Origin of the sequence: Nostoc sp. UHCC 0251 (genome assembly GCF_034932245.1) — a bacterium.
Classification (GTDB): domain Bacteria; phylum Cyanobacteriota; class Cyanobacteriia; order Cyanobacteriales; family Nostocaceae; genus Nostoc.
This window is the reverse complement of sequence record NZ_JAYGHD010000399.1, coordinates 1-12,133: the sequence shown is the minus strand read 5'-3', so window position 1 is coordinate 12,133 and position 12,133 is coordinate 1. Positions and strand designations below refer to the sequence as shown.

The window sequence follows — 12,133 nt, the reverse complement described above, 5'->3', positions numbered from 1 at the left end:
TGCGTTAGGATGAAATCCGTAACGCACCGAATCCCTGGTAATAGTGCGTTACGCTATCGCTAACGCACCCTACGTATCTTTTCAAAAATCAAACCGGATTCCTATATATTCAGAAAGTACTCTTTCAACGGCATAGGCTTCAAAGGGTTTCCAATATCGATAAATACCTTTGAGTCCTTCTTTGCCTCTTATTTGCTTTGCCAGGTTTTCATCATAATTAATTTCTTTATATTAATCTAATCGTACATCGTCCATAGAACATTGTGGAATACCTAGCTTTTGGGCGAGGATATAATCATAACTTCAACTCTTCACTCATTCGTTGTTCCAAAACTTCCAACAACCCATCCACATCTTTTCCAACTTGCTCAAAACAAATCGGTGGCGCTGGTTCCGGTGCAAACTGAATTAACTTAATTTCCCCCTTACCAATCCCAATCATCACAACTTCCACTTCCGGCTTATGATTCTCAACAATTCCCAAAATTTCTTGCAGCCGATTTTCAACTCTAATATTTAAATTCTCTATCTGCTCTTTCGGGCAATAAACAAAATGCGGCGTTGGTTGCAAATCAATACCAACAGTACCCTGACTGTCACCATTTGCTAACCACAATCCCCAAAACAGCGCCGCCAATTCCTGCTGATTTGCTTTCACAAACTTATCCAACTGGCGACGCCACTTAGTATCACCTGATTCTGGTTGACTATTACCAAAAAACATAAATAATTCGTAATTCGTAATTCGTAATTCGTAATTTACAGAGAATGAGTCAGACTTATCTTAAACCTGACTGTACACGCCAGAGGCCGGAATAAATACCGTCTTTCTCCAGCAATTGTTCATGGGTTCCCGACTCTACTAATTTCCCATGTTCCATGACATAAATGCAATCGGCATTGCGGATGGTGGAAAGACGATGAGCGATCGCAATTGTAGTTCTATCTACTGTAATCCGGTCGAGCGATCGCTGGATTGCTGCTTCTGTCTCATTATCCACTGCTGAGGTAGCTTCATCTAAAATCAGAATGGGCGGATTTTTGAGAACTGCACGAGCGATCGCAATCCGTTGTCTTTGTCCACCAGATAACTTTTGTCCTCTTTCCCCCACAATTGTCTCATAACCTTGGGGCAGATCAATAATAAATTCGTGCGCCTCGGCTATCTTCGCCGCCGTGATAATTTCTTGCTCTGTATTCTCAAAGCTACCATAGGCAATATTCTCAGCTACAGTGCCATGAAATAGAAAGACATCTTGACTCACTAAACCAATGCAACGGCGTAAATCTTGTAAATTCAAACTTTGCAAATCAATGCCATCGAGAGTAATGCTTCCCGTTTGCACCTCGTACAACCGCAACAAAAGTTTGACTAAAGTGCTTTTACCAGAACCCGTTGAACCGACAATTGCAATGGTTTTACCCGCCGGAATATCCAAAGACAGATTTTTAATAACTGGAAATCTATCTTTATAGGCAAAATAAACATTTTTAAATTGCACTTCACCCCGCACTTCATCCACAGGTAACGATACATCACCTGTATGAATAGCAATAGGAGTATCTAACAAATTCATGACTCGATTAGTAGAAGCCATTGCTCGTTGATATTGGTCAAAAGTTTCGCCTAATCTAGTTAAAGGCCACAGCAAACGCTGGATTAAAAATACTAATACGCTGTAAGCGCCTACAGACATTTTTCCAGAAACTGCTGCCATCCCGCCATACAACAGTAATGCCGTGAAACCCACCAAAATTAGCATCCGAATTAACGGGACAAAAGCAGCAGAAAGGGTAATTGCCTTGGAGTTACTGCGGCGATAAGCTTCACTATCTAATTCCAGACGAGAGGCTTCATAAGTTTCAGCAGTGAAACTTTTAATAGTAGTAATTCCGCTGATATTGTTTGACAAACGCGAATTCAGGAAACCTACCTTTTCGCGCACATCAGCATAACGAGGTGCAAGTAGTCGTTGATAGGCAAAGGAACCCCAGAGGATAAATGGCATCGGTGATAAAGCCATCCACGCTACATCAGGAGCCAAAATAAAGAAAGCAGCGCCAATAATTAGAACAGTTGCGGAAACTTGGATAATATCATTTGCTCCTCCATCTAAAAACCGCTCTAATTGGTTAATATCATCACTGAGGATAGACATTAAACCGCCAGTGCTGCGTTCTTCAAAATAAGCCAATTCCAACTCTTGCAAATGTTTGTATGCATCCAAACGCAAGTCGTGCTGAATATTCTGACCCAAATTCCGCCAAAGTCGAGCGTAGGCGTACTCAAAAACAGATTCTAGTATCCAAATGATGACAGTCAGGAAGGAAATAATCAAAAATTGTTGAAAGACATCGCGTACCCCTAACTGGGCAATTATGGAATCCTGCTGTTTAACTACCACATCCACCGCGACGCCAATTAAGGCGGGTGGTGCTAAATCGAAAAATTTATTGAGGGTAGAATAAGTAGTTGCTAGCCAAATTTGTTTACGATACTGGTGTCCGTACTCAAGCAAACGCTGGAGAGGATGCGTTGAATGTTTACGCCTTCTTGATGCCCGATGAGATTTTAATACAGTAGCCACGGCTTTTTGCGGTTTCGTGCAGTTGATATTAACACAGAATAATGACTGACAATTATGAGCATTATTGTCTTTGGCAGCATAAATATAGACTTGGTAGCAACAGCACCCCGGTTGCCAGTCGCCGGAGAAACGTTGCTAGGAGAAGAATTTTTTAAAGTTTCGGGAGGTAAAGGAGCTAATCAAGCCGTAGCATTAGCAAAATTGGGAATTCCTACGCAAATGGTGGGGCGTGTAGGTGCAGACGATTTTGGTGTGGAACTTGTCAACAATTTACAAGCATCTGGTGTGCAGATCGACAATATTTTTGTAGATGAGACTGTTAGTTCTGGAGTCGCCATCATCGCTGTAAATCATGCTGGTGAAAATCAAATTATTGTAATTCCTGGCGCAAATGGGTGTGTCAATCAAGAAGATGTAGAACGATTGTCCCACTTATTACCAGAAGCGACAGCACTGCTTTTGCAATTAGAAATTCCTATGGCTGCCGTGGTTGCAGCAGCTAAAGCCGCAAGAAAAACTAAAATAACGGTAATTCTCGACCCTGCACCCGCACAAGCTGATTTGCCAGATGAACTTTACCCCTTAGTGGACATTATTACACCGAATGAAGTTGAAGCCGCGCAGTTAGTGGGTTTTCCTGTAGATGGAGAAGAACTTGCAGCCAAAGCAGCTGGAGTTTTATTACAACGGGGTGTGAAATGTGCGATCGTCAAACTGGGTGCTAAAGGTGTTTTTTGTGCCACTGCTGAGGAAAAGTTTTTTGTACCCGCGTTTCCAGTTCATGCAGTTGACACAGTAGCTGCTGGCGATGCTTTTAATGGTGGCTTAACGGCGGCACTTTTTGAAGGACTTTCTTTACATCAGGCAGTTATCTGGGGTGCAGCAGCGGGTGCTTTGGCGACGACAAAAACAGGCGCACAAACTTCGCTACCAGATAGATTTACATTTGATGCGTTTCTTAGGGAAAGGGCAGGGAGTAGGGAGTAGGGGGAGCAGGGGAGCAGGGGAGCAGGGGAGGCAGGGGAGGCAGGGGAGGCAAGGGGGACAGAGAGAATAACTATGCCCAATGCCCAATGCCCAATTCCCAATGCCCAATTCTTCAATCCCTTCTACGCACGAGCAATGGTAATCTGGGCAGCGTCAAAGTCTTGTAGCCGAGTCATGTTTCCACTGTTCTTATCTATGCTATATACAGCATTAGGTGTCTCATACCTCATAGCTCCAAAGCCAACGAGTTGACCTGTTGCAGAGCAAACTAAGCTTTGTAAGCCATTATTCCATGCTTGACCATTAAGTTTCAATTGTGCCAGTCTGATCGGGTTTTTTTGATTTGAGTCTAGCTGCATCAGAGTTGTATCACCTTTTAATCCAAGTAAGGATGTATAGAGTTTTCCATCTGGGCATTGTGCTAGATTACTCACCCGCTCATTGTTTGGGAATTTAATCTTACTAATAGAACTTACTTTTCCTGTTTGAAGGTTAATATCTACCAATGTGATCGGCGGTGTACCATTCTTCTTACCTACTAAACCGATAAGTCGCCCATCATTAGTGCCTAGCAAGCTCCCAAGCTGTTCATTCTGTTTAAGCCCTGAGACTGTCAAAGTTTTTACAGGCGTACTCAAAAATGTAATGCGAGTAGGTGTCGCCTGTTTTCTACCAACGCTAATAGGAGTAGCGGCTACGACAAGTGTGCCATCGCTTAAAGAAGTGAAACCACTCAATGTTTCGTTAGACTCTAGTAAAGGTGTAACGCGATCGCCAACTTTACTATCGGTTAAGCGGTTCAATGTCTCATTAGACTCTAATATCTCATCAGACTCTAATAAAGGTCTAACCAAATCAGCAAGTGTGCCATCGGTTAAAGAAGTGAAGCGACTCAATGCTTCGTTAGACTCTACTAAAGCTGTACCGCGCTCGGCAAGTATCTCAGAAACTAGTGGACTTAGAAGTTGAACCTTTCCTGTACTTAAGGATTGCAAAATAAAGGATTCTAAAACAAGTCCTAGCCCTACAGGCTTAATATCTGTGGGTACAATGTTTGGCGCAGCGCTATCTAATTCAGTGACATCAACCTCTGGAATAACCGTTTGATCAGTGGTGATGATAGAGCCAGAACCTATACCTACAATTTTGAAACTTGGTGTTTGCGCCAAAGATTTGTTGCTTAGATAACTAAGCCCAGATACTATTGTTCCACCAATTACCAACTGGCCAAACTGCCGACGTGATAGCTTGTAACTCATATTTCTACTCCTAGAATTAATGACTTTTATGAAGTGGCAGTGGATTAGACCTCTTGCATAAATCAAAAATGAAGAACCTCACCCCGCCTTCCAGCTTGCGGAAAGGGTTTGGGGGTAGAATTAGGGACTTTTGCAAGAGGTCTATTGAATATAAACGGGTAAGGCTATGTTATTTGCGTCCAAGTTGCTACTGAGGGTGTTCCATTGTTGTCACAAAGAAAAAGCATGTACCAGCCTGGGGGTGCTATGTTTCGATTGCTTGTTGCCGTGACATTGAGAGAAGTAGCATTCCTAGAATTAATCGGCACATCCACTAACCTTTGTTCTGTCTCGCAGGAATGAGTGGTTGCCATTGGTCTAATCAAACTAACCCATTTAATATTGCTAGCCTGGGGTGTCTGAATTGTAAATTGCCGCCCGTAGTTCAATGCTTCAGGAGCGCTCCGAATAATTGGGCGCGATCGCGACATATACGCAGGACTGTAAATTTCTAAACGCAGTTCATCGACAGTCCGTTCAGGATTACCCCCAGCTGTGATTACTCTACCATCTGGTAGGAGCAGGGCCACCGAGTGATATACACGGGGGACATTTTGTTTAGCTACCACTTTCCAGGTATTTGTGATTGGATTATAGATTTCTGCTGGCAGCATTGATTGTGTTGTGTCCTCATTCATTTTGCTACCATTGCAAACAAACACTGTGCGATCGGGTAACAAAACTGCGCTGTGATGCATCCGAGCATAGTTTAGAGGTCTTGCTGCTACGTAAGTTGGGTTACTAGCTTTTAAATCTACAATATTGACCCTGTTTGTTGCCTTATTACCACTACCTCCACCCATAATCATCACTTTTTGGTCTTGTGCAGGTGGTAAAAGCACACTGGTAGCTTGATTTCCGAAAGCTGAATCTTGCAGCCCTGGCACCACTTTTTCTGTAATGGATTCCGTAAATGACCCTGGTAGAGTTAGTATCCTTGGGTCTAGTCCAAAGTTGCTGCCCATCTGGGCACCTGAATAAAAAAGTTTTCCACTATCGAGTAGAAACAGATGTAAGTATGGCGGGTAGGAACGAGTTGTTGGAAAAGCGTTCCAACCATTTGGAAAGAAAGCAGAATAAATTTCTGGTTGATTGTTGAGCTTGCCATCTTTATCCGGGCCAGATATTGCAAAGATTCGACCACTGCCTAGTGTTAACACTGTGGGATACCAGCGGCCATTATTCATTGGTAGTATCTTGACCCATTTCTCCGCAATGGGATCAAACAGCAGAGCAGAGGGTGAACCATAAAATGGGTCATAGCGCAAAGTTCCACCCGCAACCAACAGCCTACCATCAGGGCGGAAGGAGTGACCAGCGCAAAAAAGGTCAATAGGTTGGTTATTACTATCCAATGGAGGCTTTTGACGGGTAAAGGTTCCTTTACTCACATCCCAAACCACACTGTCATAGGGAGTATTTAAGCGACTTGGATCATTACCTGAACCGCAGAAAAAGAATACTTTACCAGTACGAAACAGAGCGGCATGTATAGGTATGATTGGAGCGCTATATGACAATACTTGCCATTTGTCTGTGGCAGTAGTCTGAGCGATAAAAGTCCCTAAATCTGTTTCCTCTAAAAGGTTAGTCTTGTTATGAGGTTGAGTCACTTTATTTACAATTATTCCTACGTAATTTTTGTGTTTTTGTTCTTTGTTTCAGTAGCTTCTGCCTCAAATTATATCTATACTTTTTTAGGCTTATCTAATGTTAAGATGTGATGTTTTTTATAACAAGCTCAGGTAAATACACTTTTTTCATTAGTAATTACGCTGTCGTTTTTACCTACTACCGAGTATCTAATTAAGCTTTATACTGTATTTTCTCGTAAATAATAAACTATGCTTTTAAATATGACGTGTATACCTTTTAGAGCTTGTAATTGGACATTAATAGCTAAAAAAATGTGTTTTTGACCTTTTATTTGTGACTAGGTTTAAACACTCAGATGTCGCACATTTAATTTGCACAACTAATGTGGACAAAATGCCCACCCCACAGGATATTTGTTTCTTTGATGATGCAAATTCAAATATTTTTATTTTATTCTTTATTAAAAGGAAAATAATTGATTTAAATTTTGATTATAGGTATAATACAATACAAAATACATAACTAATAGAATTAAGAGGATCATGACATCCCCCATTAAGCCTTTTGCTAAATAGATTGGCAATTTGTTACAGCAGATAAAAGAATTAAACTGGAGAAAGTAAGTAGGTTTTTTAGGAAGCAATGCTTAGACCCAGTTTTAGATGTGACGATCGCAAATTTGAGACGATTAGCTCAAAGCTGAGAAGTTTTTCGCCATGAGCAACTCAACTCCAATGAATGATGAGAAAAATCTTCCCAAGAAAAAGGGCAGGACACTCCCTCCCAAGCTGATCATCTGGCTGGGAAAGTTTGTCTGGACGACTATGTGGCAGCTCATGATGTCAAAGCTTGCTCCTAGCAATCAGTCGGGAGCTTATATTCGTCCTAATAGCCAGTTTCGCAAGTTCATTGGTACAGACGAAGGGAATCCTTACCCACCAGCAGCGGGGCGCTACAAACTCTATGTTGGGCTGGGCTGTCCTTGGGCACACCGAACCCTAGTTGTGCGATCGCTCAAAAAACTCGAAGCGGTAATATCAGTATGTATTGTCTCTCCTTCTCCTATTGAAGGCGGTTGGATATTCAATGAGGAAGAAGAAGGTTGTCGCACACTGGCTGAATTTTATCAGCTGGCAGAACCTGGTTATAGTGGACGCTCTACAGTTCCAATCCTATGGGATAGCCAAACAAAAACCATTGTCAATAATGAGAGTTCAGAGATTATCGTCATGCTGAACTCAGAGTTTAACGAGTTCGCCAACAATCCCACACTGGATCTTAACCCAGAAGCACTCAAGGAAAAGATTGACTGGTGGAATGAAAAGATTTATCACGCAGTAAATAACGGTGTGTATCGCTGCGGCTTTGCCCAGAGCCAAGAAGCATACAATCAAGCCTGTAATGAACTGTTTGCAACTCTCGATGAGATTGACATTGCATTGCAGACTAGTCGATATCTGTGTGGAGACAATCTCACACTTGCAGATGTCCGCTTATTCACGACGTTATTTCGGTTTGATAGTGCCTACTATGGGTTGTTTAAGTGCAATAGGCGGCGAATTCAAGACTATCAGAACCTGGGAGCTTACTTACGCGATCTATATCAGCTTCCCGGTGTAGCTGACACCTGCGATGTAGAGAGTGTGAAGCGCGACTACTACGGAAACCTATTCCCACTCAATCCGGGCGGGATAATTCCCGATGGGCCTGATATGTCTTATCTTTATCAACCACATGGGCGCGATCGCATCGGCACTGTGAATGCTTCATAAGATACATTGAAAAAGAGGAAAGGGGACAGATTGATGGGGTCATTTCCCCCTGCCCCCTGCCCCTTCTCTAGAGTTGGTGTAATGGTGAACCAGATTAATCGAGTTGCAATTGTCGGTGGAACTCATGGCAATGAGTTTACAGGAGCATACTTAATTCAAAAATTTGCCCAGTTTCCCGACTTGATTACTAGACCAAGTTTTGATACAGTCACTCTGTTAGCGAATCCTAATGCTTTTGCGGCGGGGAGGCGATATGTAGAGAAAGATTTAAATCGCTGTTTTCTCAAGCAAGATTTACAAGATCCGACTCTGAGCAGTTACGAAGAATTGCAAGCTAAATCAATTCAGGATACCCTAGCATCAAATAGGGATAAACAAGCAGACTTTATCTTAGACTTGCACAGCAGTACAGCTAACATGGGTTTGACAATTATTTTGGTAAACAGTCATCCCTTAAATTTGAAATTGGCTGCTTACCTGAGCCAGATTAATCCTTTAGTTAAGGTTTATCGCTGCTCTTTTAAATCACTTGCAGAAAACCCATTTGTAAATTCCCTGTGCGAATTAGGCTTTGCGATCGAGGTTGGCCCGATTGCCCAAGGACTCTTAAAAGCCACGCTGTTCCAACAAACAGAGGAACTTATTTATGCGGTTCTCGACTATCTAGAACAGTTTAACCAAGGTAGAATTTCATCAACTAACGAAACGTTGATTCTCTATAATCATTTATCAGTTGTGAACTATCCAAAACAACAGAATGGTAAAATCTTGGGGATGATTCATCCAGAACTTCAAGATAAGGATTATCAAGCTTTAAATCCAGGAGATCCAATTTTTCTAACTTTTGATGGTAGGACAATTGTTTATGAAGGAGTATCTACAGTCTGGCCGATTTTTATTAATGAGGCAGCTTACTACGAAAAGGGAATTGCCATGTGTTTTACCCAAAGGCAGCAAATAAATATATAGGATATGGAAAAGATTTTTTGTATAATCGCTTTTTATTGGAAATGATGATATAAATTGAGCATCTAAATCACTATATTTACGCTTCAAATTGTCCAAATAAGTAAGTTGGCACAATAAATTCAAACTATATGAAGAAAAATGAATTAAGCTAAAACCCTTATGCCTATTGCCTATTGCCTAATCCCAACGACAATTATTTACGCCAACTTACTTACTTGAATTAAGAATGAAAATCAAGCGGCAAGAAAACAAACCAATAGCCAGTCTTTCTTTAGACTTGGATAATATTTGGTCTTATCTAAAAAATCAAGGCGCTCCAGGTTGGGAGACTTTCCCCTCTTACCTGGATATTGCAGTACCTCGTTTCTTAGATATTCTCCAGCAATGGGATTTGACAATCACAGTATTCATTGTGGGCCAGGATGCAGCGCTGGAAAAGAACACCAAGGCATTACAAGCGATCGCTAGTGCCGGTCACGAAATTGGCAATCACTCATTTTATCATGATCCTTGGCTACATCTGTATTCAGAGGATGAGATTGAAGAAGAGGTGGCCTTAGCCGAACAACATATCAAACGCGTCACTCATCAACATCCTATCGGCTTCCGGGGGCCTGGATACAGTTTTTCTCCTGCGGTATTGAAAGTCTTAGCAAGACGGGGATACGAATATGATGCTTCGACTTTTCCCACATTTTTGGGGCCCATTGCACGAGCCTATTATTTAATGACTTGTAAACTGAGCAAGGAAGAACGCAAGAAACGGGAAGCCCTGTTCGGCGGTTTCAAAGAAGGTTTGCAGCCTCTCAAACCTTACCAGTGGAAGATGGGTAAGGATAGACTCACAGAAATTCCTGTTACCACCATGCCAATTTTCAAGGTGCCAATTCACTTCAGTTACATCATGTATCTGAGTACATTTTCTTCGGAAGTGGCGTTACTCTACCTGAGAATTGCCCTATGGCTATGTAAACTTACGCGTGTCCAGCCTTCTTTGCTACTCCATCCTACAGACTTTGTAAGTCAAGAGGATGTGCCAGAGCTATCATTCTTCCCTGGAATGAGTGTCCCCACGTACAAGAAGCTAGCAATAGTGAACAAAAGTTTGGAACTTATATCCAGTCAGTTTAATGTTTTGACTGTGGGACAACACGCCAAATCCGTAGCCGGTGTCCATCAGCTGCCTGTATTAGTGCCTCAAAAGAGGTAAAAATATGAGCTATGCGATTGGTAAGTCCAAGTTGTATCCTTAATTACAGGCAAAATTAACTTTGTTTTGGCTTTGAGAAGGAGGAAATAGTGTTGTAAAAAAATAATTTTATGTTTAAAATAATTCACTATTCCAATGTCTTTATTAAAAACTTCTGGTGATATCCCTTCCCCAGAGGTTATTTTTTTATATGCGATGTTAAATTAGTTTTTTTGATAGTATCTAAGTTTTCAATATCAGCCAGTTATCTAAAAACCAGCTGACATTTGCTAGCAAGTATGTGTAAAGTAATTGAGAGCCAATCACTATGTTTAATTTTTGACACATCTATCTATGGTTAGAAAAACTCAACGTCTTTTGCTGCTAGTTGTTTGCTGTAGTATAACTGGTGTGATTTTAGGGGGTACTGCTGCTTGGGCAGAAAGTAATCTCTGCTTGGAAGACACTAAGGTTACAAGTGAGTGTTTAACCCAAGATCCGATGCAAAAAACTATCCAAGGAATGAGTACGGGATTGTTAGCTGGGGCTGGGGCCGCTTGCGGTGCAGCATGGCAGTTACGGCATGAAGATTGAGTGTGAACTACCACTAACCCGGAGTTCCGGGTTAGATCAGGTTTCTGTACTAAAATCCTGATTTATGTAGCTTTGGAAGAATACCGATTTATTAATGCACGAGCAAATTTCTGATGTTGTTCAGCTAGATGTTGAGGATAGATGAACTGAGCATTGCCCATGAAGCGGTACACCGAACGACAAAATTCCTCCAAGGACTTACAAGGGGGTGTTGACACCCGCTAATCAAACATGTATCTTCAAAGTATATACGTCAGAGAAATTTTTAAAAGTGTTTCACTCCGAAAATCTGAGTTCGGGCGTGTAGATCACTAACAAAATATTTGGAGATAGCTATGACCGCAGTTGTTGCTAAATGGGGAAATAGTTTAGCTATTCGGATTCCAAGAGCGATAGCTGAACAAGCACATGTAACTGAAGGCACAGGTATAGATTTTACTGTGGAAGGTAACAGTATTATAGTTACACCACGAAAAAGAAAAAAGTATACGCTTGATGAATTGCTTGAAGGTATGACTCCTGATAAATTTCATCCAGAATTTGAAACTGGCAATGCTGTGGGGAATGAGCATTGGTAGTTAATCAATACTTTCCCAAAAGAGGAGATATTATCAAATTAGAATTTGGATCAGAACAGCAGTTTACGGTTGATTCAATTCAGCGTGCATTTGCACTTTACAATTCAGGAATGTCATTTGATGACATTGCTATGACATTGAACAATGAACTACAACAGCAAGGGCGGGAGCAAAGGGGCTACCGCCCTGCTCTTGTTATATCTCCAATTCAATACAATCGATTAGCTTCTTTAGTTTTAACGTGTCCCATAACCAGCAACGCAAAAGGGCTTAAGTTTGAAGTTCCACTTGTTGAGGGAATGCAAACAAAAGGAGTTGTGTTAGCTGACCAAATTAAAACATTTGATTGGAAAAGCAGAAAGGTAAAATTTGTTGAAAGTGTTTCAGAAGATTTAATAGAAGAAGTACAGGCAAAACTCGAAACATTAATTTTATAAAACCTTTTATAGATTAGATTTACAGCCAATGATTTCCATGCTTTCTGACAAGGCAATTGTTTAACTGTGCTACCCGTATTTCTCACAAGCTTCAGGCGTTTGATGGAGCAGAGGGGCAGAGGGGC

Annotated in this window: 11 protein-coding genes; 7 read left to right on the top strand and 4 right to left on the bottom strand. The window is 41.4% G+C overall.

Annotation, left to right across the window (positions count from 1 at the left end):
- Positions 1-295 precede the first annotated feature (295 nt).
- Together VB740_RS33085 and VB740_RS33080 are read right to left on the bottom strand one after the other, a co-directional pair.
- Complete coding sequence (locus tag VB740_RS33085; protein ID WP_323204054.1) at positions 296-724, bottom strand: hypothetical protein; 429 nt, start codon at positions 722-724, stop codon at positions 296-298.
- Between the two features lie 55 nt (positions 725-779).
- Complete coding sequence (locus VB740_RS33080; RefSeq protein WP_323204053.1) at positions 780-2,588, bottom strand: ABC transporter ATP-binding protein; 1,809 nt, start codon at positions 2,586-2,588, stop codon at positions 780-782.
- Positions 2,589-2,642: 54 nt separating this feature from the next.
- On the opposite strand from VB740_RS33080, the gene rbsK reads away from it, so the two are divergent.
- The gene (gene rbsK, locus VB740_RS33075; protein WP_323204052.1) at positions 2,643-3,575 is read left to right on the top strand and encodes a ribokinase; all 933 of its coding nucleotides are present in this window, start codon (positions 2,643-2,645) and stop codon (positions 3,573-3,575) included.
- 122 nt (positions 3,576-3,697) lie between these two features.
- On the opposite strand, the gene VB740_RS33070 is transcribed toward rbsK, so the two are convergent.
- Entirely contained in the window at positions 3,698-4,834 is a 1,137-nt protein-coding gene (locus tag VB740_RS33070) for a hypothetical protein (protein ID WP_323204051.1), read from the bottom strand.
- Between the two features lie 164 nt (positions 4,835-4,998).
- The gene (locus tag VB740_RS33065) at positions 4,999-6,486 is read right to left on the bottom strand and encodes a galactose oxidase-like domain-containing protein (protein ID WP_323204050.1); all 1,488 of its coding nucleotides are present in this window, start codon (positions 6,484-6,486) and stop codon (positions 4,999-5,001) included.
- Between the two features lie 699 nt (positions 6,487-7,185).
- Between VB740_RS33065 and VB740_RS33060 the strand changes: the two genes are divergently transcribed.
- From VB740_RS33060 to VB740_RS33035, 6 genes are all read left to right on the top strand, one after another.
- The gene (locus VB740_RS33060; RefSeq protein ID WP_323204049.1) at positions 7,186-8,241 is read left to right on the top strand and encodes a glutathione S-transferase family protein; all 1,056 of its coding nucleotides are present in this window, start codon (positions 7,186-7,188) and stop codon (positions 8,239-8,241) included.
- A gap of 84 nt (positions 8,242-8,325) precedes the next feature.
- Positions 8,326-9,210, top strand: a complete 885-nt coding sequence (locus VB740_RS33055) for an aspartoacylase (protein ID WP_323204055.1) — start codon at positions 8,326-8,328, stop codon at positions 9,208-9,210.
- 226 nt (positions 9,211-9,436) lie between these two features.
- Positions 9,437-10,420: a polysaccharide deacetylase family protein gene (locus tag VB740_RS33050; protein WP_323204048.1), complete on the top strand. Its 984-nt coding sequence runs from the start codon at positions 9,437-9,439 to the stop codon at positions 10,418-10,420.
- A gap of 333 nt (positions 10,421-10,753) precedes the next feature.
- Positions 10,754-10,993, top strand: a complete 240-nt coding sequence (locus VB740_RS33045; RefSeq protein WP_323204047.1) for a hypothetical protein — start codon at positions 10,754-10,756, stop codon at positions 10,991-10,993.
- 335 nt (positions 10,994-11,328) lie between these two features.
- The gene (locus VB740_RS33040) at positions 11,329-11,571 is read left to right on the top strand and encodes an AbrB/MazE/SpoVT family DNA-binding domain-containing protein (RefSeq protein WP_323204046.1); all 243 of its coding nucleotides are present in this window, start codon (positions 11,329-11,331) and stop codon (positions 11,569-11,571) included.
- Complete coding sequence (locus VB740_RS33035; protein ID WP_323204045.1) at positions 11,565-12,008, top strand: type II toxin-antitoxin system PemK/MazF family toxin; 444 nt, start codon at positions 11,565-11,567, stop codon at positions 12,006-12,008. Before VB740_RS33040 ends, VB740_RS33035 begins: the two co-directional genes overlap by 7 nt.
- Positions 12,009-12,133 lie beyond the last annotated feature (125 nt).